General features: G+C 48.5%; 23 protein-coding genes. 11 read left to right on the top strand and 12 right to left on the bottom strand.

Annotated elements, in window-relative coordinates:
- Positions 1-44: 44 nt before the first annotated feature.
- Positions 45-872 (top strand): glutamate racemase, encoded by an 828-nt coding sequence (gene murI, locus NNX04_RS01810; protein ID WP_261947303.1) that lies wholly within the window; start codon positions 45-47, stop codon positions 870-872.
- A 79-nt stretch (positions 873-951) separates the two neighbouring features.
- On the opposite strand, the gene NNX04_RS01805 is transcribed toward murI, so the two are convergent.
- Positions 952-1,464 carry a CBS domain-containing protein gene (locus NNX04_RS01805; RefSeq protein WP_050977007.1) on the bottom strand — a complete coding sequence of 171 codons (513 nt, stop codon included), beginning with the start codon at positions 1,462-1,464 and terminating at the stop codon, positions 952-954.
- A 199-nt stretch (positions 1,465-1,663) separates the two neighbouring features.
- Positions 1,664-3,028 carry an MFS transporter gene (locus NNX04_RS01800; RefSeq protein WP_007641920.1) on the bottom strand — a complete coding sequence of 455 codons (1,365 nt, stop codon included), beginning with the start codon at positions 3,026-3,028 and terminating at the stop codon, positions 1,664-1,666.
- A gap of 429 nt (positions 3,029-3,457) precedes the next feature.
- On the opposite strand from NNX04_RS01800, the gene NNX04_RS01795 reads away from it, so the two are divergent.
- From NNX04_RS01795 to NNX04_RS01780, 4 genes are all read left to right on the top strand, one after another.
- The gene (locus tag NNX04_RS01795) at positions 3,458-6,181 is read left to right on the top strand and encodes a PD-(D/E)XK nuclease family protein (RefSeq protein WP_261947302.1); all 2,724 of its coding nucleotides are present in this window, start codon (positions 3,458-3,460) and stop codon (positions 6,179-6,181) included.
- A complete protein-coding gene (locus NNX04_RS01790) occupies positions 6,181-9,726 on the top strand; it encodes a UvrD-helicase domain-containing protein (protein WP_261947301.1) in 3,546 nt (1,181 codons plus the stop codon). The genes NNX04_RS01795 and NNX04_RS01790 overlap by 1 nt, the downstream gene beginning before the upstream one ends.
- 129 nt (positions 9,727-9,855) lie before the next feature.
- The gene (locus NNX04_RS01785; RefSeq protein ID WP_261947300.1) at positions 9,856-10,974 is read left to right on the top strand and encodes a CDP-alcohol phosphatidyltransferase family protein; all 1,119 of its coding nucleotides are present in this window, start codon (positions 9,856-9,858) and stop codon (positions 10,972-10,974) included.
- Positions 10,974-12,026, top strand: coding sequence for a lysylphosphatidylglycerol synthase transmembrane domain-containing protein (locus NNX04_RS01780; protein ID WP_261947299.1), 1,053 nt, complete (start codon positions 10,974-10,976; stop codon positions 12,024-12,026). The genes NNX04_RS01785 and NNX04_RS01780 overlap by 1 nt, the downstream gene beginning before the upstream one ends.
- Positions 12,027-12,156: 130 nt before the next feature.
- Here the strand turns inward: NNX04_RS01780 and NNX04_RS01775 are convergent, their stop codons facing one another.
- From NNX04_RS01775 to ribA, 4 genes are read right to left on the bottom strand one after another with little or no spacing between them, the layout of a single operon-like run.
- On the bottom strand, positions 12,157-12,534 hold the full coding sequence (locus NNX04_RS01775) for a 6-pyruvoyl trahydropterin synthase family protein (RefSeq protein ID WP_007641930.1): 378 nt from the start codon (positions 12,532-12,534) through the stop codon (positions 12,157-12,159).
- Between the two features lie 40 nt (positions 12,535-12,574).
- A complete protein-coding gene (locus NNX04_RS01770) occupies positions 12,575-13,651 on the bottom strand; it encodes a zinc-binding dehydrogenase (protein WP_261947298.1) in 1,077 nt (358 codons plus the stop codon).
- A 13-nt stretch (positions 13,652-13,664) separates the two neighbouring features.
- Positions 13,665-14,378, bottom strand: coding sequence for a RibD family protein (locus NNX04_RS01765; RefSeq protein WP_151058184.1), 714 nt, complete (start codon positions 14,376-14,378; stop codon positions 13,665-13,667).
- On the bottom strand, positions 14,356-15,009 hold the full coding sequence (gene ribA / locus NNX04_RS01760; protein WP_007641933.1) for a GTP cyclohydrolase II: 654 nt from the start codon (positions 15,007-15,009) through the stop codon (positions 14,356-14,358). The genes NNX04_RS01765 and ribA overlap by 23 nt, the downstream gene beginning before the upstream one ends.
- A 158-nt stretch (positions 15,010-15,167) precedes the next feature.
- Here ribA and NNX04_RS01755 point away from each other — a divergent pair, with 158 nt between their 5' ends.
- Positions 15,168-16,271 (top strand): glycosyltransferase family 4 protein, encoded by a 1,104-nt coding sequence (locus tag NNX04_RS01755; RefSeq protein WP_261947297.1) that lies wholly within the window; start codon positions 15,168-15,170, stop codon positions 16,269-16,271.
- A 3-nt stretch (positions 16,272-16,274) separates the two neighbouring features.
- Positions 16,275-17,078, top strand: coding sequence for a class I SAM-dependent methyltransferase (locus tag NNX04_RS01750; protein ID WP_151058190.1), 804 nt, complete (start codon positions 16,275-16,277; stop codon positions 17,076-17,078).
- Here the strand turns inward: NNX04_RS01750 and NNX04_RS01745 are convergent.
- The 4 genes from NNX04_RS01745 to NNX04_RS01730 form a co-directional block, all read right to left on the bottom strand.
- Positions 17,075-18,691, bottom strand: coding sequence for a sulfatase-like hydrolase/transferase (locus NNX04_RS01745; RefSeq protein WP_261947296.1), 1,617 nt, complete (start codon positions 18,689-18,691; stop codon positions 17,075-17,077). The genes NNX04_RS01750 and NNX04_RS01745 overlap by 4 nt on opposite strands.
- A gap of 280 nt (positions 18,692-18,971) precedes the next feature.
- Positions 18,972-19,421 (bottom strand): hypothetical protein, encoded by a 450-nt coding sequence (locus tag NNX04_RS01740; RefSeq protein ID WP_261947295.1) that lies wholly within the window; start codon positions 19,419-19,421, stop codon positions 18,972-18,974.
- A gap of 99 nt (positions 19,422-19,520) precedes the next feature.
- A complete protein-coding gene (locus tag NNX04_RS01735) occupies positions 19,521-20,150 on the bottom strand; it encodes a hypothetical protein (protein ID WP_261947294.1) in 630 nt (209 codons plus the stop codon).
- A 358-nt stretch (positions 20,151-20,508) separates the two neighbouring features.
- On the bottom strand, positions 20,509-20,715 hold the full coding sequence (locus NNX04_RS01730) for a glycoside hydrolase family 88 protein (protein ID WP_261947293.1): 207 nt from the start codon (positions 20,713-20,715) through the stop codon (positions 20,509-20,511).
- Positions 20,716-20,804: 89 nt separating this feature from the next.
- Between NNX04_RS01730 and NNX04_RS01725 the strand changes: the two genes are divergently transcribed.
- Positions 20,805-21,107 (top strand): hypothetical protein, encoded by a 303-nt coding sequence (locus NNX04_RS01725; RefSeq protein WP_261947292.1) that lies wholly within the window; start codon positions 20,805-20,807, stop codon positions 21,105-21,107.
- A 106-nt stretch (positions 21,108-21,213) separates the two neighbouring features.
- Positions 21,214-21,417, top strand: a complete 204-nt coding sequence (locus NNX04_RS01720) for a DUF2934 domain-containing protein (protein WP_261947291.1) — start codon at positions 21,214-21,216, stop codon at positions 21,415-21,417.
- Positions 21,418-21,460: 43 nt separating this feature from the next.
- Here NNX04_RS01720 and NNX04_RS01715 read toward each other — a convergent pair whose 3' ends face one another.
- Complete coding sequence (locus tag NNX04_RS01715) at positions 21,461-21,901, bottom strand: DUF3592 domain-containing protein (protein WP_007641943.1); 441 nt, start codon at positions 21,899-21,901, stop codon at positions 21,461-21,463.
- Positions 21,902-22,138: 237 nt separating this feature from the next.
- Between NNX04_RS01715 and NNX04_RS01710 the strand changes: the two genes are divergently transcribed.
- On the top strand, positions 22,139-23,596 hold the full coding sequence (locus tag NNX04_RS01710; protein ID WP_261947290.1) for a GGDEF domain-containing protein: 1,458 nt from the start codon (positions 22,139-22,141) through the stop codon (positions 23,594-23,596).
- 120 nt (positions 23,597-23,716) lie between these two features.
- Here NNX04_RS01710 and NNX04_RS01705 read toward each other — a convergent pair whose 3' ends face one another.
- Complete coding sequence (locus NNX04_RS01705) at positions 23,717-23,923, bottom strand: cold-shock protein (RefSeq protein WP_007641948.1); 207 nt, start codon at positions 23,921-23,923, stop codon at positions 23,717-23,719.
- A gap of 392 nt (positions 23,924-24,315) precedes the next feature.
- Between NNX04_RS01705 and fnr the strand changes: the two genes are divergently transcribed.
- Positions 24,316-25,074, top strand: coding sequence for a fumarate/nitrate reduction transcriptional regulator Fnr (fnr, locus tag NNX04_RS01700; RefSeq protein ID WP_007641951.1), 759 nt, complete (start codon positions 24,316-24,318; stop codon positions 25,072-25,074).
- The last annotated feature ends 36 nt before the right edge of the window (positions 25,075-25,110 follow it).

Raw genomic sequence — 25,110 nt, 5'->3', positions numbered from 1 at the left:
TTAGCAACATATCGCCGCTTTCAGGCTATTGATTTGACTCACCTATGAACACCACCACCTCGTCTTTTCAGGCTCCGCGTATTCTGGTATTCGATTCCGGTGTCGGCGGTTTGAGTGTCGCCCGCGAGATCCAGCAGCGTCTACCACAGAACCCGTTGGTTTACGCCTCGGACAATGCGTTTTTCCCCTATGGTACCAAGGGTGAGGCGGAGCTAATTTCGCGTGTGGATCGGGTGATCAGCCAATTATTGCTGCGCTACCCGGCCGATATCCTCGTCATCGCCTGCAATACCGCCAGCACACTCACCCTGCCCCATTTGCGCAGCAAATTGAGCTTGCCCATAGTCGGGGTAGTGCCTGCGATCAAACCTGCCGTGCTCATGAGTAAAACCGGGGTAATCGGCCTGCTCGCCACACCTGCCACAGTCGCTCGCCCCTATACCCACGAATTAATCCGCGAATACGCAACGGGTTGCCAGGTAATTTCATTGGGCAGTAGCGAGCTGGTGCAAATCGCCGAGCAAAAATTACGCGGCGAAACAATCGATGTGAATGCGATTAGCAAAATTGCCCAGGAATTAATGCGCGATGATCAAGCAGAAAAAATGGATGTGCTGGTTTTAGCCTGCACACATTTTCCGCTGTTGAGGGATGAATTGGCGCAACACTTGCCGGCACACTTAAAACTGATCGACTCGGGGGCAGCCATAGCACGGCGGGTAGAGTTTTTGCTCGCTGATGCTGCAGAGCCACCGGCAGGTTATGTACCGGAACATCGTGCCGTATTTACCAAACACACTGCAGCTGCAGAGCAACTTGCACCAGCATTAACCCGTTTTGGCATTCACCAGCAGGCTTATCTCAATATTTAAAATCCTCCTAAAAAAACCGGGCAGAAAATGCCCGGGTTTTATCTTTACTGCTTAACCATTAATAATTAAACCTTCAAACTCAGACCACCAGACGTAATTCATGTCCATCGGGCTGCAAGTTACGCAAAATATCCATGCTGGTAATAACACCCTGCGCAATTTTATTGTCCGCCACTACCACGCGATGGATATTATTTTTCACCATCACCGCCGCCACTTCCGCCACACTGGCATCTGGTTTTACAGTAATAATTTCGCGTTGCATGATTTGATGCACTGTGCAGTTATATTCTGCCCTGTTACTCCAATCCCGCAGACTGACTTCATCCAAATCAATTTCACAACTTTCGCGATAATAATTTCGCAGTGCTTCGCGGCGATTGGTTTCATCCATGCTACTGAATTTAAAAATATCCGAAACCGTCACCACACCAACTAACTCGTGATCCGATGCAATAACGGGCGCGCCGGAAATACCGTGTTTAATAAAAAACTCAGCAAGGCGATGGATAGTCCAACCCTCGTAGGCACTTAACAAGGTTTTACTCATAATCGCTTGGGCGGTATGGCTATTTTTATGGCTTATCGACATAACTGATTCCTCGCAGAAAAGTAAATGGCGCATTAAGTATTGACCCTGGTGAAAAATTCGACACCATAAAAATCGCCCATTGATTAGACTTTTTCTGCATTAAAAACCACCTTTAGGTTCTTGCCAGAAAATTCTTTCACCCAATAAAAAAGCCGCTGGATGAATAATCCAGCGGCTTTTAGCAATCACATAAAAATTATTACAAATCAGTGATTGGCTTATATTTTGGCACTAACATCTTCATAACGCCCCAGGCCAGCAAATAGGCTACCGCGCAAACGGCAAACATAATCGCGTAACCCGTGTAAATATTGCCTTGTGCGCCGTAGTAGTCAAACAACCAACCACCGGTTTTAGACAAAAATACACCACCCAAACCGCCCGCCATACCACCGATACCGACTACTGAACCTACGGCTTTTTTCGGGAACATATCCGACACTGTGGTGAAGATATTCGCAGACCACGCCTGATGCGCTGAGGCGCCAATACCAATCAGAATTACCGGCACCCAAAAACCGTAATGACCGAGAGGTTGTGCGAGTAACACTACCAGCGGGAAGAGCGCAATCACAAACATAGCGCGCATACGACCATCGTAAGCGTTGTAACCTTTGTTCATGAAATAAGTAGGGAACCAACCACCACCGATACTGCCAATCATAGTCAAGCTATAAAGCACGGTTAAAGGCAACATTAATTGCGTGCCGGTCAAGCCGTATTGCTCACCCAAATATTTCGGCAACCAAAACAAGAAGAACCACCAGACACCATCGGTCATAAACTTGCCAAAAGCAAAGGCCCAGGTTTGGCGATAGCTAAGGAGTTTGAACCATGAGGTTTTCAATTCCTCTTCGACTGCAACCACCGGCGCTTCGCCCGGATTGGTATTGATGTAATCCAACTCAGCCTGACCCAAGCGTTTTTGCTTGGTGGGGATTTCGTAATAAATCTGCCAGAGCACCATCCATACAAAACCTATGGCACCAATCACGATAAACGCGGTTTGCCAGCCCCAGTTAACTGCAATCCAGGGCACAGTCAAAGGCGCAAGAATCGCACCTACGTTGGCACCCGAGTTAAAAATACCGGTGGCAAAGGAGCGTTCTTTTTTAGGGAAATATTCAGCGGTGGCTTTGATGGCGGCCGGAAAGTTACCCGCCTCACCTATCGCCAATACAGCGCGGGAAATCATAAAACCAATAATCGATACCGGAATTGCCGCTATACCCGCAATCGCCAGCACATTATTTGTGAAATGACCAATGGGTACCGCGTAGGCATGCATGATGGCGCCGATAGACCAGACAACAATCGCGACTATATAGCCCAACTTAGTACCAAGTTTGTCGATCACACGACCGGCAAACAGCATGGAAATGGCGTACACAAATTGGAATACCGCCGTGATATTGGCGTAGTCGCTGTTAGTCCAGCCAAACTCTTTGGAGAGCGCCGGTGCTAATAAGCTGAGAACTTGACGGTCAAGATAATTAACAGTGGTTGCAAAGAACAGGAGGGCACAAATGGTCCATCTGTAGTTGCCAATAAGTTGCTGGTTCATAAGGTCACTTGCTTATCGTTATGGAGTACAAAGGGAATCATAGCTGCTGTTTCTGATATCGCTAAAAAAGCGATGTCAGCAAAATAGCGAGCCGATGAAACTCTCACCGGATATTGTATTGACCTTAATTTGCCTGATTGCTTGTCGCAAGCTGCCTGTTTGGCATTTTGAGTGCCGTCCCTATGGGCGGTGTCGACAATGAGCGGGGCTATTGCGACGGCGAACATCCAATTGTTCTTTTATTATGATGCGGAAAAGTAACATGATTCCCCAGGGCAAACAAGCCAAAGGAATAGTTAACTCCTTGTGCGACAAGGGCTTATAACCAAACTTTACACCCGCCAACAAACCACACAAGAAAGAGTCACGGTGCCATAATGCCGCTTACTTTTTCTTGCTACCGTTTACATGGCTCAGGCAAACATCATTATGGTTGATACCTATTTCGACATTACGCCCTACCTGAGCGCGATTGCGCGCGATCAATTAATCATCACTGCCAACAATCGCCTGCGCAACCATATGCTGCGCGCCTACGGGCAATGGCAGGCAAGTAATAGCACCCAGGTCTGGCCCACACCGCGCATTTATTCGCTCAGCCAGTGGCTTGGATCGCAATGGGAGCTGTTGCAACGGCGCGCTTATGGCCCAGCGGCGCAGCGCATAATTAGCAACCTGCAGCGTCAAACCCTGTGGGAAAAAATTATCGGCGAATCCTCCCTCGCCCAAGCATTGCTGCAAGCCGAACCGCTGGCACAAGCGGCAGACAGTGCATTGCGCAACCTCGAACTCTGGCAATTAAATGAAGAGGATGTACGCAGCGCCGAGCCTATCCTCAACCCCCACAGCAATAGCTATTGCTGGCTGACTTGGCTGGGTGATTTTCGCGCGCGCTTGAGCAAACTCGGTTTTATTACTCAGGAAATGGCGAATCAGATTTTGATCGCCGCCTTTAAACAGGGTGAATTACAGCAAGAAGCGATGATTTGCCTTACCGGTTTTGATGATATTCCCCCGCAATATCAGGATCTCATCAACAGCGCCTGTCATGAATTAACCAGCATCAAACCGCTCAATAATGCCAGTCAGTTGCAGCGCACCGAGCTTAATACCACGGAGCAAGAAATGCGTGCGGCGGCGCTGTGGAGCAAACAACAGCTGGAGCAAAACCCGGCGGCGATGATTGGCATTATCGTGCCCAACCTCGGCCAGTGCCGGGATCAGGTCGAACGAATATTTGTTGAGGTATTTGAACCGCTCGCCGCCCTGCCCGATCAACCGCGCTACACATTGCCGTTTAACTTTTCCGCTGGTACACCACTCGCGACTACACCGATTATTGCGGCCACACTGGACTTACTCGAATTACAAAAATCCTCATGGGATTTGGAGAGCATTTGTAATTTGCTACTCTCGCCTTTTTTTGGCGATGCCGACCAAGAATTAGTCTTGCGTGCGCACTTGATCCAAACCCTGCGCAAACTTGGAAAGTTCACTATTAGTTTGAGCGATTTACGTTACCACTGCCAAAAACTCACCAGCAAATTAGCAATACCTGAAAGCGATTCCAATCTGATTACCCGCTTGGTGCAACTGGAAAATTATCGTCGCCAAAGTTTTGGTTTTCACAGCGCCGAATACTGGTGTGATTTTTTCCAGCAGCATTTGCAATTACTCGGCTGGCCCGGAGCGCGCCGGTTAGACAGCCAGGAATACCAGCAGCTCACCCTGTGGAATCAAGTGCTGGATAATTTTTTGCAGCTGGATGGCACCGGCATTAATTTCAGTTACAGCAATGCTATTCAACAACTGCGCAGCATCGCCGGGAAAACACCGTTTCAGGCGCAAACACCCAACTCCCCGATTCAAATTCTCGGCGCACTCGAAGGTGCCGGTTTGCAATTCAGTGACTGCTGGGTGATGGGTTTACACCATCGCCAATGGCCACCGGTGCCAGCACCCAACCCACTGCTGCCTAGCAGTTTACAGCGCACTAAAAAAATGCCTCACGCCAGCGCCGAACGGGAATTGGAATTTGCGCGCGCACTCACCGCCCATTACCAACAGTGTGCAGCGCAGGTGATTTTTAGCTCGGCCCACAGTGACGACGACAGTGAACTCAGCCCCAGCGCCTTAATTCGCCATTTACCACTCACACCACCCGCGCAACTGATTCACAGCCATGCAACTGCCAGCGCGGAAAATTATTCACTGCTGGCACAAAGTAAAGCCTGGGAATTGGTGGATTGCACAAATGCACCCGCGCTGGATATTACGCAAGAACCGGTGCGCGGCGGTGCAAACCTATTTAAAGAACAAGCCGCCTGCCCGTTTAATGCCTTTGCACGTTTACGTTTGGGGGCAGCACGAATTGAAGAACCCGTTGCCGGTTTCTCGGCGATTGAACGCGGCAACTTATTACACGAAGCGCTAGCCACTATTTGGCGCGAATTAAACAATCACGCTGCACTCGTCGCGCTGGATGAAACCTCACTCACCACCTTAATTAACAATGCCGCACAACAAGCGGTTGACGCGCTCAAACAAAAGCGCGGCACCTCCGTTGGAACCTATTACGCACAACTGGAACAAGAACGCTTGAGTGCGCTGTTAGCAGATTGGTTAGCGCAAGAAAAAATACGCCCAGCGTTTACCGTGATCGCAATTGAAGAGGAAGTACAGATTACCTTTGCTGGTTTACCGCTGAAATTGCGTATCGACCGTATCGATAAATTAACCACTGGCGAACTGATATTAATCGACTACAAAACCGGTCAACCCAAAGCCGCCAGCTGGCAAGGCGAACGACTGGATGAACCGCAGTTGCCACTCTATGCCGTGACTGCTAGCAGCGAAATTGCCGCCATCGCCTTTGCCCAAATTAATGCCAAAGCCATGCAATGGATTGGCACCGGTGAATTGCATGTAGCGCACGATGGCATCTTTCCCGGCAAACAAAGTTGGGATGAACAATTGCACGAATGGCAAAACAATTTACAACAACTCGCACAGGATTTTATTCAGGGCGATGCCCGCGTCGATATGAAAAACCCAACCACCGCCCAATATGCCGAAGACTTATTACCGCTCAACCGTTTGCTGGAAGCTGATGCACTCGCCGCGTATATGCAACGTCAGCAAGGAGCGGTGTAATGTCCATCATCATTAACCAGCCTGTCGACCAACAAGTTCGTATTGATGCACTCGACCCACAAACCTCGTTTGCAGTTTCAGCGCCCGCCGGTTCCGGTAAAACCGGCTTGCTCACCCAACGCGTATTAACGCTGCTCGCCACTTGCGATGAGCCCGAAGAAGTATTGGCGATTACCTTTACCCGCAAAGCGGCCGGTGAAATGCAGGACCGTATTATGCAAGCGCTCTGGCAAGCCGCCGACTCACCCGAACCGAGCGACCCCCATGTATTGCGCACCTGGAAAATTGCACAACAAGTGTTACAGCGCGATCAAGAATTACAGTGGAACTTATTGCATAGCCCGCAGCGCTTGCGCGTGCAAACCATCGACAGCTTATGTCGTTCCATCACCAAACAATTGCCCCTCGCCAGCGGCATAGGCGCACAGCCAGACACACTGGAAGACGCCGAACAAGCTTACCAATTAGCAGTGCGCGAATTATTTAAATTACTGGAAGAGGACACGCCGTTACGCGTGGACTTAACTCGCCTGCTGCGCCACTTGGATAACAACCTACCCGCCGTAGAAAAATTATTAACCGGATTGTTGGGCAAACGCGAACAATGGTTGGGAGTATTGCTGCAGGCGCGCCATGAAGAGGCGCGCATTTATTTGCAAACCGTATTGCAAGATGTGATTCGCGAACAATTGGAGCAGGTTTATAACGCGCTGATTATTCACGCCAGCGAACTCTGCGCGATTGCCGACCGCGCCGCAACCAACCTGCAAGAGGAAGCTGAGCGCAAAAATCGCATTCACGAATTATTGGGCATCACCCACTTACCCGAAGCCGAGCCACACGCGATTAATGAGTGGCTAGCTATTTGCGATTTACTGCTCACCAACGGCGGCACTTTTCGCGCACGCTTAACCAAAGCAGAAGGCTTTCCTGCGGGCAAAGAAAATGCCGAATTAAAAAACCAATTCAGTGCATTAATCGCCGCCCTCACCGACACAGCGCCAGACGCTGAACAATTATTACAAGAAGTACGCAACCTGCCACCGCCACACTATGCCGATCACCAATGGCAGTTGCTCGACAGCCTCACCAGCATTTTGCCAATTTTGGTTGCGCAATTAACGCTGGTATTTAAGCAGCAGAGCGCAACGGATTACACCGCTATCAGCCAGGCCGCATTAGTGGCACTGGGTGATGAAGAATCGCCCACGGATCTCGCGCTGCAATTGGACTATCGCATTCGCCATATTTTGGTGGATGAATTTCAGGATACCGCCAGCCCGCAGCTTGAGTTATTGAAAAAACTCACCAGTGGCTGGCAAGCCGGTGATGGCCGCACGTTATTTATTGTGGGCGATGGCATGCAGTCCTGTTACGGCTTCCGCAACGCCAATGTGGGTTTATTTTTAGATGCACGCCAACAAGGCATAGGCTCGGTGGATTTAACCGCGCTGGATTTGCGCGTGAATTTTCGCTCGCAAGCCGGTGTAGTGAATTGGGTTAACACTATTTTTCAAAACGCCTTTCCCGCGCAGGACGACATCAGCCGCGGCGCAGTCAGTTATTCACCGTCCGTTGCGTTTAAATCCGAACTGGAAGGTGATGCGGTGCAGTTCTACGCGTGCACTTATTCATCTGAAACTAAAAATACTTACAGCAGAAGCAGCGATGAAAGTGAGAACGATGACGGCGACGAGCCATCATCACGCGTGCACGCGCAGCAGCAGGAAGCCGTTAAAGTTGTCGAGTTGGTGCAACAAGCGCGCTACGACAACCCCGAAGGTAGCATTGCGATTTTAGTGCGCACACGCAACCATCTCGCGCGCATTTTACCCGCCCTCACCGCCGCCGGTTTGCACTACCAAGCCACGGAAATTGATCGCCTCGCCAGCCGCATGGCGATTGTGGATTTACTCTCGCTCACCCGCGCGCTATTAAACCCCGCCGACCGCACCGCATGGCTAGCCATTCTGCGCGCGCCTTGGTGCGGCTTAAATAATCACGACCTGCACGCGCTTACCACGGCAAATTTAGCGGACGTTAATCCACGCCTGAATGACAATGCGTTTGCGGTAGTCTGGCCGCAGCTGGTTAATTTTGAAAAAATAGTTTCACTCAGCACTGCAGGCAAAACGATTCTTGCACGCGTAGTGCCGGTATTGCAGCAGGCGTTAACCGAAAAATATCGTAAATCGTTGCGTCAATGGATTGAAGGCGTGTGGTTTGCTCTGGGCGGCCCCGCCACACTGCTGGATGAAAACGACCGCGATAATATCAACAGCTTTTTTACCTTGCTGGACAAACACCAACAAGGCGGCAGCATTCGCGATTGGCAAGTATTTAATAACGCCATTGAGCGTTTATTTGCTGCACCGCGTGCCGATGCCGACCCGAAACTACAAGTAATGACCATTCACAAATCCAAGGGATTGGAATTTGATACGGTCATTATTCCCGGCTTGGATCGCAGCGCACGTAAGGACGACAAACAGTTATTGCTCTGGCAAGAACGCATTAACCATCACGGCGAAAAACAATTACTGCTCGGCTCACTCGCCGCTACCGGCAAAGAAGAGGACCGCCTCTACACCTTTATGCGCCGCGAGGCAGATAAACAACAAGCGTTTGAAGCAACCCGCTTGTTATACGTAGGCTGTACTCGCGCCATTAAACGTTTGCATTTAATTGCCTGTATCAACACCAAAGACGATGAATTAATCGCGCCCGCCAAAGCATCCCTGCTGCACAGTATTTGGCCGTTTGTAAACGAAAGCGCACAACTAATTCCGTGCAAATCCGCCAGTGAAAACCAAACAGGCAGCAGTGACCGCAAACCGGGTTTGCAACATTTGCTGCGCCTTGTTCCCACCTGGCAAGCACCCACATTAAACGATGTAACACTGCTGCACAGCTATCGCGGCCACGAATTCGGTGCTACTCCATTAGGGAGCGATGAGACCACAACTGAAAACCCATTAAATATCCCGGAAGTAGAAACCACCGCCGCCCGCCTCGCACGCCACACAGGGACGGTGATTCACAGTGCACTACAAGCACTGGTCGAAAATAAATTCGTCACCAATAGTGAATCTATTGCCGCTGATGCATTTATCAACCAGCAACAACCTTTCTGGAAAATCCAACTACAACAACTCGGCTGGCATGGCGACAATTTACAGCGCGCTCTGCAAAAAATCGCTCAAGCCATTCACACCACCCTCGCCAGCGAACAAGGCCGGTGGTTGCTCAATTGCGACCACGAACAAAGCGCCTGCGAACTCTCGCTGATGCAAAAAAACAAACAAGACGTCAGCGAATCCATCATCGACCGCACTTTCATCGCTGAGGGTATACGATGGATAGTGGATTACAAAAGCAGTGAACCGGAAAGTGGCGAAACTGAAACAACTTTTATCGCACGCGAAATAGAAACCTATAAAGAGCAATTACTGCGCTACCAAAAACTGCTGGCAGCAACAGAACCCCGTCCAATCAAAACAGCACTTTATTTAGTGAGTATGGGGAGGTTAGTTGAAACGGTGTAAGTAAAACCCCCGAGCGAAAGCTCGGGGGTCAGGTTCATTTAATAGATTGGTAACAGTGCTATTTTTGCTCCAAAAAACCCGCCTTCACGTATAGGATGGTATCTCTGATATTTAACGATGACTCTCTCCATGCGATCACCTGTAAAACACGAAATACTTCTGGCCATTTTAGTGGGTATGGCGGTGCTGCTGGCGGTGTTCTTTAGCATTAAACAGTTCACCGCGCTCAATGCGCTGCAATGGTTACTGATTGCGGACTGTTTATGGTTTTATGTGTGTTGGCAATTATGGCAGCGGTTGGAGTTGAACCGCGCAAGTGAAGGTGCTCCACTCTACCCCACTCTGGGTTGGGCGAACCGGTTGACATTGTTGCGCGGTGGATTGATTGCATTAACCGGGGGATTTTTGTTTCAACCGCAAGCGGCGGGATTAATGGCTTGGGTTCCAGGTGCGTTGTATACCCTGGCAGCAATTCTGGACCGCATGGATGGATTTGTGGCGCGGCGCAGCAAACAAACGAGTTTATTGGGTGCTGAGCTGGATACGGTGTATGACGCGCTGGGGTTAGTGGTTGCGCCGTTATTAGCAGTGGGTTACGGAAAAATTCACTGGAGCTTTTTATTGGTAAGCGCAGCCTATTATGTTTTTGTGTGGGGGCTGTACTGGCGGCGCACACATAACTTACCGGTTTATCCACTTATGCCCAGCATGTTACGCCGCACGCTCGCGGGCTTTCAAATGGGGTTTATCGCGTTTATTTTATTACCCTGCTTTCAGGCACCACTGACACTAATTATCGGTATCGCGTTTATGTTGCCAATCCTGCTTGGTTTTATGGTGGATTGGTTAGTGGTGAGTGGCCGCATTGAATCCAACACAACTAATAGCCACTTTTTTAATCGCCTCGCGCAGATTAGCCACAATAGTTTGCAACCATTGTTACGGCTGGTATTAGCTATTGCATTTTTATTGTTCATAACCAGCAACAACCTTTTATCGCTAACCTGGTTACCAATTATTTTATTTCTTGCGGTAGCCATGACTTTTTTTGGGTTGGCTGGCCGTGTAGGGGCGTTGTTGGTAGTGGTATTAATTACTTTATTGCAGGGCGATAAACCTGTTGATGCAATTATGGCAATTATTATTTTCAGTGGTGTGTGGTTAATGCTGCTGGGCACTGGCCGCTTCAGCCTCTGGCAGTGGGACGACCAGTGGGTAAACCGCCGCGATGGTGAGGAGCACAATTAATGCAGCGCGCCGCATTCTTTACGCTCTTGTTGTGGCTAATCGCCATAGCTTTAGCAGCATGGACACTTGCACAATTACCCCTTGCCGACATAACCCACAGCATTAGTGCACTCAGCGCCGTGCAATGGATTTTTTGGTTAGGGCTTAACGCACTTATTATTGTGGTGCTCGGCTTGCGCTGGCAATTATTAACCCAGGCATTGGCCGCGCCGGTTAATTTGTTAAAACTCTTGTTGATTCGCCAAGCGGGGCAAGCAGTAAGTTTCATTACCCCCGGCCCACAATTTGGTGGGGAGCCGCTACAAATTTATTGGCTGTACAAATACGGGCTTCCGCTGCGCACAGCACTCTTGTCCTTGGGGCTGGATCGGTTTTTTGAGCTGTGGGTTAATTTTTCTGTGCTGTTGCTAGCAGTGTTATTACTGCTTGCCGGTGTGGGTGACACCCTTCAATACGACACTCTCCAATACGACATCATCAAATCCAACGCTATCGGCGACTGGCAAACAGCGCTACTGCCACTGCTGATTTTTTTAGGGTTGATGTTTTTGCTGGCGTGGGTTTTAGTGAAACAACCGCAGTGGATAAATAATCGCCTTGAACGCGTCGCCGCACGCTGGCAACACAATCATCGTTTGAACAACATCAATCAACACTGGCAGTCATTGGGCGACGATTTGCGCACCGCACTGCGCACACAAAAAATTCGCTTTTCACTCGCGCTGTTATTGTCATTGCTCGGTTGGGTGGGATTATTAAGTGAGCTGTATTTGATTTTGCGTTTAGTGGGCATTGAAGCTGACTTACATTCTTTTCTGATTATTTTAGTGGCGATGCGCATGGCGCTGTTGTTACCTATGCCCGGTGGAGTGGGCACCTTGGAGGCATCTGTACTCTGGTCATTTCACACTTTGGGTTTACCCGCCAGCGCGGCCTTGGGTTTAATTGCACTCATGCGCGTGCGCGATGCCATTGTGTTGTTGGTCGGGTTGGCGTGTTTGCGCGCTAGCAATACCACTAACGCACAAACCAAATCCATTACTGAAATCTAAGGAAGCTTTGAAATATTCACTTCTCGTCATACCCGCGAACGCGGGTATCCAGAAAAATCAACAGCATGGATTCCTGCTTTCGTAGGAATGACCAATAATTCAGAGACACCCTAGCTTTTCTTCCCCAAGATTAAAACGATTTGCGATACGCCGCCCAACAGGTGGCATTTTCCCAAAGTTTAATCGTGAGCGAACCCGTGCCGGGTGGGTGAATCAGTGCGATGACTTTTTCATTAATAATGCGACTGAAATGTTCGATGCTGGGGTTTAATCCAGCAAATTCTTCTTTGTCATTCAACAGGCTATCGCGGAAGTACCCCACTACTTTATCCAGCGCCGCCTCTATCTCAACAATATCCACCAAATAACCGTGTTTATCCAATTGGTCGCTTTCAATACTCACTTCCGCCACATAGTGATGTGCATGCGGAAAATTTTCACTGCCCCAATCGCCGCCGATCAGAAAATGGTTGGCGATAAAATCGCGGGTCACTGCAACGGTATACATAAAAATCCCTGCCTGCTAAAAATTAATAAATTGAAAAAGATTAAGAGTGTGAATTACAAAAGATGGCTTGCAGTATCTCCGCTGGAGACTGGTGCAAACGCTGATAAAGTGCTGGTGCTTCACTGAGCGGGACGCGATGGGTAATTAATTGGCTGGGCTGCAGCTTGCGCAACATTTGCCAGGTAAGTTCAAACCGACGAGCCTTATCCCACCGGCCACTTAATTCCGGCGCAAGACTACTCACTTGGCTGGTGGTAATTTTTAAGCGATTGCGATGGGCATTTCCTCCCAGCGCAATCGCTGCAGTTTTATTGCCGTACCAACTGCCGATAACAATCCGGCTTGCAAAACCACTTAACTCAATTGCCAAATTTAATGCATCGGGCGCGCCGCTCACTTCATAAATGAGATCGGCACCGGTGTTATTTTCTGCAACACTTAATTGTTGTTTAAGGGCATTAATATCTGTCGTCGAAAATGGATCGAACACCTCACTTACGCCGAGTTGCAAAGCACGCTCGCGGCGCACAGCAATTGCATCCACCCCGTGTAATTGAGTCAGCGGAAACTGCGCTAATAAATTTGCCAACAGCAATCCCACTATGCCCTGCCCCAACACCACCACACGCTCACCCAATGCAGGGCTGCCATCCTGAATCAAATTAACAGCGGTTTCCATATTGGGTAAAAATACGGCGTCTTCCGCGGCTATGCCTGCAGGAACAGGAATAACACTGGCAGGTGTGGCGATAAAATGGCTGGCGTGTGGTTGAAACGCAAATACACGTTGACCGATTAATGCGGCGTCCACACCCTCACCCACTGCTTTAACAATACCAACACTGGCATAGCCGTATTGCAGCGGATATTGTTGCTGATCTTGTTGCTGGGAACGCAACACAGCGATAGTCGCTTCAAGCGGCATTTCATTGGGAATTTGCCCGCGATACACCAGCATTTCGGTACCGGCACTGATCGCTGAGCATTCCACTTGCACCAACAATTCACCTTCAGCCAGTGCGGCAAGAGGTTGTCCGCGCACTTCAACTTGTTCAATGCCGGTGAACCAGAGTTGCTGTGCATATACAGGTTTATTTTGGCCAGCGTCAGTCGTCATATTGCGTAATCCCTTATGCTGTGTGATCGCTATAATTTAAATTGCCCCACACGATTAAATCATCACCCAGGCGTTCAGAGAAAAAAGGTTTTAACTGTGGAAATGTACCGCGCGATTGATTACCTAAACCAGTCACTGCTTTGTAGCCGCCTACAAATTGCGGCGTAATAGTGAGCACCAGTGCGTCCACCAAGCGGGCTTTTAAAAACGCACTGATAACACTGGCTCCACCCTCCACCATTAAACTTTTTATGCCGCGGCTCCATAATAACTTCAACGCGCGCTGCAAACACACACGGCCATCGGCATTGCCTTGCAGCGCGGTAATTTCCAAACCTTCAATAACGGTACCCTCATCATCTACCGTAGTTAATACCCAGCAGCGTTTATCCGGCAGGCAACACAAGCGCGCTTTTGCTGGAATGCGCAATTGACTGTCCAACACAATTGGCTGCGGGTTGTGACCAATCCAGTGGCGCACGGTGAGTTGTGGGTCATCACTTAATACGGTGCCTATGCCAACTAAAATGCCGTCGTGCATGCTGCGCAATTGATGGGTTAACCGCAGCGATTCTTCACCACTCAACGCGAGTGGTTCATCGCAGCGCAGCGCGATACTGCCATCAAGGCTTTGCGCATAGCTTAGGGTAACGAAGGGCCGCTCGCTGGAACGAAACGCGTTTTTATTCTGGGTCAGCCAGTTTTCAATTCGTTGATTGAGGTTCATGCAAATCACTGTGATGGGATGAAACAAACGGCTTACTAAATAACAAATGATCCATGCGTTTGGCTTTGGTGATCATATAACCTTTATTCTCGGCGTTGGCCGCAATTTCCAGCGGCACACGCGCCACCACCTTGATGCCTTCAGCCTGTAATGCCTGGATCTTGGCGGGATTATTGGTCATCAAGCGCACGGATTGCACACCCAAATCCTCCAGAATACACGCGGCTAGCGAGTAGCTTCGCTCATCAGCACCATGGCCTAACATAAGGTTGGCATCAACCGTGTCGTAACCCTGATCTTGCAAGTTGTAGGCAAGCAACTTTTGCTCAAGGCCAATGCCGCGCCCCTCCTGACGCAAATAAATCACCACGCCCTGCCCCTCCTCCGCCACCAGCGCCAGCGCGCGGTCCAATTGCTCACCACAATCGCAGCGCAATGAACCGAGCACATCACCAGTAAAACACTCTGAATGAACACGAGCCAACACGCCCTCTGCGCGAGTCAGGTCACCCATGTAAAAGGCCAAATGCTCTTTGTTATCCAGCGTATTGGTGTAATAACACAATTGAAAATCCCCATAGCGCGTGGGAATGCGGGCGGCAGCAGTGCGAGTAACAGACGGATTTGGCATACACAAAATCTTCAATGGTGAGAGGTAAACTCTATACGATGGCCGTGATCTTATGGGTCAGTCGCGCAATAGGCAAGGCAAGTCGCTGGTAATAGACCCTACACTGATAGAGAATTACCGCGCGTGGGTTAATCGATATTTTCAACGAGTAGAGTGCAATGGCTAAAATTTATTTTGCAATTCCCGGCGATATCAACACCCTCACCGGTGGTTATGCCTATGACCGGCGATTGATCGCAGAGTTGCGCGCACTGGGTCACAGCATTGAACATCTGCAACTATCCTCTCGCTTTCCGCTACCCGATGCCGACGCACTCACCGATGCCGCCGCACAATTAGCTGCCCTGCCCGACCAGGCGCTGGTAATGATTGATGGCCTTGCTTACGGTGTGATGGAAACTATCGCAGAGCAGCATGCCACGCGTTTAAATATTATTGCGCTGTGCCATCACCCACTCATGCTTGAATCGGGTTTATCCAGTGTGCAAATACAGCAGCTTTTTTTATCCGAACAACGCGCACTGAATGCGGCCAAGGCGGTGATAGTCACTAGCCCAATGACCGGTAAAATTCTTGCCGAACAATTTGCAATTCCCGCCGCAAAAATGACGATTGCATTGCCTGGCACCGATGCGCAAACCTTTGCCCCCTGTATCGGCAATCCGCCGGTGCTCTTGTGTGTGGCAACACTGACCCGTCGCAAAGCGCATGACGTATTAATCGATGCGCTCGCGAAGATTAAACAACTTGCATGGACGCTGCGCCTCGTGGGCGGCACAGAGTTTGACCCGGAATGGACATCGATACTGAAAAATAAAGTGGCGCAGTATGGGCTTGAACAGCGCATTGTTTTTCTCGGCAGCATTGCCGAACCAAGCAGCGAATACGCCGCAGCAGATGTATTTGTGCTGCCATCATTATTTGAAGGTTATGGAATGGCGTTTGCGGAAGCACTCAGTTTTGGTTTGCCAATTGTGGCTGCCCGCGCCGGCGCAGTGCCCGACGTAGTGCCTGAAAGCGCCGGTATTTTAGTTGCTCCGCAAGATTCCTCCGCGCTCACCGCTGCGCTGCAAGAATTGTTAACTGATACTGCCGCACGTAAAAAATTACAACAAGGTGCACAGGCTGCAGCGCGAAATTTACCCAGCTGGAAAGATACCGCTGCCGTAGTTGCAAAATTAAGCGCGCAACTAAGCGCGCAATTAACAGCAAAACTATCGACACAACCATCCATACAATCAATGGCAGGAAAAAGTGAGTAATCAATGAGTAGTTTTTCAATCGCATGGTTGGATTTACGCGAAGGCGCCGATTTTGCCGCGCGCGATAAAACATTGGTAACACAGGCGTTGAACTGGCTTGGTCAAGCAATAGACCGCGTATCACCCGACCGCATTATTGTTGACTTGGGTGCAGGTACTGGCTCCACGCTGCGCGCGCTGAGTAAATTGGGTGCAAACAATATTGTGTGGCGTTTGGTGGACCTGGATGGAAAATTATTGGATGAAGCGCTGCGTCGCCACGGCAAAAATTGTTTGATCGAAGACTATCAAGCCGATTTAACAATCATTGAGGAACTACCGCTGACCGGCGCGCACATAGTGTCGGCATCTGCGTTATTTGATTTGGCCTCAAGTACTTTTATTGATGCCTTAGTCGCGCGGCTCGATGCACGCAAAACCGCTGTTTATGCCGCCCTGAATTACGACGGCACAACCACTTGGTCACCGGCACATCCGCTGGATGAAAAAGTATTAACCGCATTTAACCAAGATCAGCACCGCGACAAAGGTTTTGGCCCCGCGCTTGGCCCGGACTGTACCGAATATTTACAAAAAGCACTGGAAAATAAAGGCTATGCGGTCTCCATCCAACCCAGCCCCTGGCAATTAGCAGCAAAAGATCACGCCATGTTGACCGAATTAATTAATGGTATTGCCGCTGCCGTGAGTGAAGGTTATGGGTTAACACCGCAGGCGCTGGAGAACTGGAAAAATTTTCGCATTGCCAATGTGGCCGACGGCAATTGCACAGTCGGCCATTGGGATTTGCTCGCACTACCGCGTTAATGTTCAGGTAGCGAAAACGCCTCGATAAATTTGTTACGCAATTCATTCATAGGCCACACCGGTGCATCGGCAGCGGGCACCATTCCACTGCTCCACTGCCAGTGCGCCACTGCATTTATCAATGCGGAGTCGCGGGTAATTAAATGGATTGGCACATCGCGGTTAACCGTTTTAATGTCGCCCGTTTCGCCCGTAACAATCGGCGCTGGCTGGTGGTCACCCAATACCAACACCACCATATTGTCATCGCCGTAATTCATCACGTAAGACGCGATAGTCTCCAGCGCATATTCAATCGCCAAACGAAATTGTAAACGGATACGCGCTGTTTCCTTCCAAACTTCTTCTGGGCTATCACCACTCATCGCTTGCGCATTAAATACAGTGCCATCACCAACCGCATTCCAATCAATCAATTGTGGAATGGGTGTCCAGGGCGCGTGGGATGAAATCAGTGCAATCTCTGCCATCACCGGTGTAGGTGTCGCGCTGGACGATTGTGCAGCAAGCTCCCGCGCATGAAATGCAGCAAGCGTGTATTGGTCCGGCATGGTCACCCAATTAAAAGGTTTACCCGCGTAACCGAAATTGTGTGCATCATAAATATGGTCGTAGCCATAATAATTTCCTTCCGGCCAATCCATAGTAATCGCGGGCATTACCGCCACAGTGCGCCAACCTGCGGCATTAAATACGCGATTAAGTGTAGGCCGCTCGCTCATCATCAAACTGTTGTAGCGAATCTGATTATCAATCCACAAACCCGACATAGCGGTACCGTGAGCCAACCAACTCAAACCACCCAGGGTAGGTGAAGTTAAAAAACCACTGCGCACCGCAAAACCTTTTTCCGCTAATTCCTCACTCGTGCGCGCCAGCAAGGGGCGAATATGTGGCGCAAATTCGGGGTTATCCAACACCGTGCGCCCATAGGATTCTACAAATATCACCAACACATTTTTATCGCGCAACAACGCCAATACATTCTCATCAGCACGCACGGGGTCATCACTTTTATCCAACTGCGCCCGAAACAATTTCATATCGGCTACCGTAGCCAGCATGTCATGGGTATGCGCCGATAAATGTTGATAAAACTTCATTGCCGCAAATGGCGACCCAACAAAAAACAACAGCACCCACAGCACCAACCCAACCGCTAAAACCACCGCCGATGTACGCACAGAAACCAACAACTGCCGCACCCGCCCCAACACCCAAAAAGCACCCAGCACAATTAACAACACCACAAACAACAGCAATACCGCTATCGCCAAGGCACCTGCCCGACCAATTGTTCCATCGAGTAAATTCATCCCGTTAACCAACAAATAACCATCAAACAACGGATTAAACGGCCGCGCGAACACATTGAAAGTCGCCATATCCGCACAGGTAAAAATCACACCCACCGCCAATAACACCGCCGCGACCCATCGCACCGCCATACCAACGCGCCCCGGCAGCAGGAGCAGCAAACCAATTATCACCAATTCCAGAGGGATAACTAAAAAAGACGATGCGTTAATAGCACTGATACGATTCGGGATAACCAACGCAATAAAAATCAAAACAAGCGCAGCAATATTCAAACTGGATTGAAAACGAAACAAAAGCGCCTCCCGTTAGTAACGATGCGAACAAAAACCATCCCCCAAGCATAATGGATACGCAGTCACGGGAGCAAAGGTTGTATCAGTATCTTCCAGAGCAAACAATTCTAACTCCGCAAACAAAACACCCGAGCTTGGCTCGGGTGTTTGTAGGGCACGTTTCAAACAGCAAGCAGATGGGAGCCGTATAACGGCCAAAAAGTGGAAGTTGGCGGCTGCCAAGATAATTAGGGCTAGGTAATTTGATTGAAATTTTTACCACAGTCGCTTGCTATGAATTTTAATTGGTTAATTCTAGCTCTGAAATATTGAATACTTTTCTTTTGGGTATGCTTGGACAACACTTTGCGTCACTTTCAGCATATTCAAGACCTTCTATTACAATAGAGTTTTCAGAGACGAGCAGCGATCTGGCCAAATAAGTACCACGGACTCCAACTTCTACTGGAACTAAAAGCTTACCGTTTAAGATTCCAGACAGGTATGTATATGTAACATTGCCACAACTACCTGGGGTAAAATTCTCATGAAAGCAAGGCCCCCCAATTGTATATAAAACAAACTCTATTCCCTTGTTGCTATAACGTTCACGGGCTTCGCAATACTCTCCACCACGGATGATGGATTCGTGACTTTTAACGGCACCTTCTAATTTTCCAGAAAAATTAATGCACTCTTGTGAACTGGAAATTTCAGCTAATAAAATCAAAAATAAAAATGTATGTTTCATATGTATAGATTTTGGTCTTACCCACAAAACTGCGACTTACAAACTGCTCAAGGAGCGTAGCGACTGATGCTTGAGCGATTTATTAGGCTTATATGCATACTAAAGCACTAGCTTGGTAAAATTATTCGTAAGTAATTCCCACATTAGTAAATCTTTCAGCACACTATTATTCTTATGGATTTTGCTTATTTCAATTTCTCTGGTAATTCTTGCACTAAAAGGAATTTGCGCGATTGAAAATAGCTCCTTACCACTTTCAATAATGGCCGATACCTTAATATGGCTTTCTCTAATTTGGCAATTTTTATTATTGCATGCTAAAACCGCACCGCACCTTGTTTCTGAACGGTTAATATTTTCATACTGTAGCTCATAACATACCTTATGATTTCTTTTAATTCCGCTATTATTTTGAATTATAAGAATAGTCTCAACTTCTTTTTCTATGTCATTAAATTTTTTATTGCTTATATATAGATTAGGTTTATCCACAACAATAGATTGTATATATTCGGGCTTAATGATTTCAGGAAAACCATTATTTATACGATGAGTTTCCTTGATCTCGCAGAGTTTTTCATTGCATTTTACAATAATTCCACATGAGCTATTTTTTGGACTACAAGCTAAGCGTCCTTTATCGTAATTGTCGTCTGCATAAACCAACCTAATTTCGCAGAACAAAACCGTGTAAAAAAGTGCAGCAAATAAATTAATGAATTTGTTCATGCGCCCTCTGGTTTTTAGCCTAACAGTTTATTAGACGGCCACAGCCGTATATCTTCCCGCTACATATCATTTCTTATGCGAGCTTGCGGCGACCTATAATTACATAAATATCAAATAGTTAAAATTGATTTGGTCTTTTTAAAAAATTGGCATTCCAGCTCGCACTTCATATCACTAGCCGCATATCACTTTTGGCCAATTTTACTGAGTTAACTTAATCATTTGTTTCTATTGGAAGCCACAATGTCATGCTGGATAATTTGGCTACTGTGAACTTAACAGACTCTAGCAGCAAATTACATTACGGCCCATTACCACACCACCCTGCTCACCTTTTTATTTTTTATGACTGCATTTTTTATTTACTCACCAACCGATACATTTCAGCGGCGGCCAATAAAAAAGCGCCCACACCAAAATTAGCAGTTGAACTAGCGTCTACCACTTGGCCGGGAATCGCTCTTTCTCCGATTGGTTGAACGTAACCGAGTTTACCGTTGCTTTGCAGTGCGGTTTCACTCAGGTAGAGCCTTGCAAGCATATCGTCACCCCACTGCTTTTGCATCCTATTGACCCATATCAAAACAACACTGACTGCAGCTGTTTTAATAGCGCGACTGTTAAGAGCAAACATCCACTTAAACGGAATGGACAATGAGACAACGTGTTTACAAAAAAATGGCGGGGACTTCTGCCGTGTTTATCCCCGCCGATTTCAACCATGCATCGCCCGTTGAACGCGATGGTTTAGTCTGGACGGATAGTGAATTGAGCATGCCGGAAAGCCCGCAAACTATGCAGTGGAAACCACCGCTGGACAGCTCGCTGGCATTGGAAGGATTGGAAGAATACGACCCACCTGCAGCGGGTGATGCGCGCTATGTAACTAAACTGGGGCTCGCGTTTGTGTATATCGGGAAAATTCGCGGCTGGGTCGCGCTGACAGATTTTGTGTGAGCATTCCTCACGCGTCAGGATATAAAACCCTATATGGGGCGTAACACACCGAAAAGGAATTTGATGACTGCTATAAAAAGAACTCATTCATTGTGAGGAGTTCATCATGCCTAACGAACACGAGATCCGCGAACTGGCTTATTACCTTTGGGTATCTGAAGGTAAACCCAGCGGGCAAACTGATCGACATTGGCAAATCGCCACCAAGATGGCCGCCGAACAAAAACATGGATCGCCGTCGCCCAAAACATCCACTGATCCTTCAGAAGCAAAAGGCACAACAGAACCCGAACAGCCTGATCAAACCTAGTGTTTTAATAGCAGCGAAACCCTGTTGGCAAATCGTGCGAGCCTTATTGAGTCCGTCGCCAAATCACAAAACCCAACCACACAAAACCGACTGAAAAAAGCAGCCCGATAAAATGACTGCGGGAAATACCGACAGCAATGACGGCGATGTTTTTATCGTCGGGGTCTACATAAACCTGAATCAGCTCGCCATTTTTTAGCGCTGTTTGCGGGCGACTAATGCCAAACCCGATACGAGTGCCGCGATATTCTTTACCATCCACCTCGTAGCTATATTCCAACCAACGCCCACCGTAATAACCTCCTGCCAAGGCACCGCGCAATTCGTTGGTGACGGTACCTTTGTGCACTGGCCAATGCGCGGCAGCAGTGCTTTTATAAATATTGCTCGCGCTGGATAAAAACAACATACCAGCCGCAACTATGCACAATCCAAAAAAAAGTGAGCGCAGACGTTGATATTTTTTCTCGTTGTCGGGATTCATTTACACTCTCGCAAAAAATTTAATTACCAATCACCCGCAGCCTTATCAAATACTGATAAACACAACCATTACAGGGCATTACACCAAGAACACCCTCACTTTACCTGCAATCACTTCCTCGTCAACCAATAGAAAACAAAAATTATCGCGCCACAAAAAAGAAACCCTATACTTCACAGCAGGTTAGATAGCAATTGGACAGTTGCTACTGGAGAATTAAAAGCTGGAGACTTTTTTTTGGACAGTTTGAATCATTACCGGGCACTTTCCCCGACCAAACTCTGGCGGGTTGGCAGCCGTCGGGATAAGACCATTATTTTTGGTGGCTGGTTTGCGCTGGTGCTGGCAAGTATCGCGCTCGGGTTGCTATCGGTAATAAAAAGTTGGTCGGGTATACCGCTGGATTTTGGCGGTGTCACAGTTTATATCACCGTTTACCCTACCCTGATTATTTGTTTATTCCTCACCCTCACCTGCGGTTGGCGCTGGGGGGCAATTCCTGCTTATTTATCCACGCTTTCACTGGCGCTTTATTCGGGCATGCAATGGCATTGGGCGATCATTTTTGCCTGCGCGAACCCATTGGGTTTTGCGATTCTGGCGGTTGGCTATCAAGCGATTCCGGCAAATAAAAACTTACGCGATTCCAATTCATTATTGTTTTATATCCAGCTGAGTTTTGTGGCGAGCATTTTTAGCTCCAGCGGCGCACTCATTTGGTGTTATACCAACCACATTGATCGCACTGCCCTGCTGGCAATTTGGCAGGGTTGGTGGCTGGGCGCATTTTTGCAAAGTGTATTTATTGTGGGCCCATTGCTCGCGCTCTTGTGGCCCAGGATTGCGCACTGGCAACAACATCACCCTGCCTATTTACGCCTTGCCAGCGGCAATGTTCGGCGCTCGGTATTGCGCCTGCTGGGGGCAATTACCACCGGTGTACTGGTGTACGGTGCGGCTACGATTCAGTTAGCGAGCAATCAGTTGGATCGCGCGCTTATCACTAGCAGCAGCTCCATGAGTGCTGAAGTGAGTAATGCCATCATGATTCTGCAGCAGACCACTTGGGTATTTTTTTGGGTATTCGCGATGATTATTTTATTTATCGCATTTTTTGGTTACCAACTGTTTACCCGCTGGCAACGCTCAACCAATGAATTATTAAGTGATCTGCACAGTGCCAACGAAAGCCTGGAGTGCCTTGCCCAAACTGATGGCCTTACCGGTCTGCTCAACCGTCGCACTATGGATGAACGCTTGAGCAGTGAATGGCTCCGCACCAGCCGCATGGGCAGCGGCGGCGCACTGGTGATATTGGATATCGACCATTTTAAAAATATTAATGATCATTACGGTCACGCCGCGGGTGATGCGGTGATCCGCAGTATTGCGCAGGCGATACAAGCGGAAGCGCGCGGGATGGATATCGCCAGCCGTTATGGAGGCGAAGAATTTGTGATTTTACTGCCGCAAACCGACGCAGAAGGTGCGCTGCAATTTGCCGAGCGGATGCGCAATCGCATTGCAACAACTGCGGCTTATCACGAGACCAAAGAACTGCGCGCAACGATTAGCTTGGGTGTAGCTATTTTTTCTGCGCAGGATACCTCTTTTAGCGCATGGCTCGCGCGGGCGGATCAGGCGCTGTACCGCGCGAAAGAAGCGGGTCGCAACCGCGTTATGGTGGCGAGTTAACCCACATCCACCACACTACTATCCCCATCCAAAATAATCCCATCAAAAACAAAAAAGCCGCCCGGGATTACACCGGGCGGCTTCCTATTACTGGTCGCTCAAATGTGCAGGCGCGACGAATTACAAACCAATGACATTCTCGGCTTGCGGGCCTTTTTGACCGGGTTTTACGTCGAACTCTACACGCTGGCCTTCAGCCAGGGTTTTAAAACCTGAACCGCTGATTGCGCTGTAGTGAACAAATACGTCCTGGCCGGCCTCGCTCGCGATAAAACCAAAACCTTTAGACTCGTTGAACCATTTAACGGTACCAGTGCTTCTAGCCATAATAAACCTCGATGTTTCTTTAAATAAAAATGAATACCCCAAGTGGGATTGTGCTGGCGGATTCAGATCTTACTTATGAAAAACAAAACGAGGTGCTAAGAGATTCACTGCTAGTACAACGATGTGACTTACCATAAATAATGCTGCTAACTGGCCAGCGGAATAAATATATTATCCGGCCCACTGCAAGTAAAGAGGGGGTTTTAACAAAGAATATGGCTTTTTGGTTATAAAGCAGCACGACTCAACAACGTCTCCCGCAGGATTAAATTTATCCAGACATTTGAGCTAAATCAACTATTTACCGCCCCCGTTAAAGCTGCAACAATCACTCATCATACTGTTGGCGCGGAGTTTTCCTGCCATAGTCTTATATTCGAGGTGGTGGACCCATGACAGCTAATCAGAACATTGTAAAAACCCAGGATTCAAGCTGCCCTCACGATAAGCGCGTCAGCTGCGGCAATTGCCGTTTAAATACTATTTGCCTGCCTATCAGCCTGCACATTGAGGATATCGACCGCTTGAACGGTATTATCCAACGCGGTAAACCGCTACAAAAAGGCGATTATCTCTATCGCGCTAATGACCACTTTCACTCGGTGTATGCCATTCGTTCGGGTGCAGTAAAAGCACTGACCCTGAGTGATAACGGTGAAGAACAAGTCACCGGGTTTTATTTGCCCGGCGAGGTAGTCGGCATGGATGGTATTGCCGACAATCGCTACACCAATTCAGTAATCGCATTAGAAACCGCATCGGTGTGCGAAATTCCGTTTAATCGCATGGAAGAATTGAGCTTGCAAATCCCTAATCTGCAACGTCACTTTTTTCAATTGATGAGCCGCGAAATTACCCAGGATCAGCAAATTATTACCCTGCTGAGCAAAAGCAGCGCCGAAGAGCGCATTGCCGCCCTACTGCTGAGTATTTCCAGCCGCAATAGCCGCCGCCAGCTATCGGCCAATGCCTTCCGCTTACCTATGTCGCGCACCGATATTGGCAATTATTTGGGCCTGACCATTGAAACAGTCAGCCGTATTTTTACTCGCTTGCAAAAACAGGAGGTGATTTCTGTGGATAAAAAAGAAGTCCTCATCACTAACATGGAGTTGCTGCGCAATATCGCCAATGGCGATGGCCACTGCTAACCACTGCAAGCACCTGCAATAAACCACGAGCACCTA

The sequence above is a fragment of the Cellvibrio sp. QJXJ genome (assembly GCF_024452345.1).
GTDB lineage: Bacteria > Pseudomonadota > Gammaproteobacteria > Pseudomonadales > Cellvibrionaceae > Cellvibrio.
This window is presented reverse-complemented; position numbering and strand designations above follow the sequence as displayed.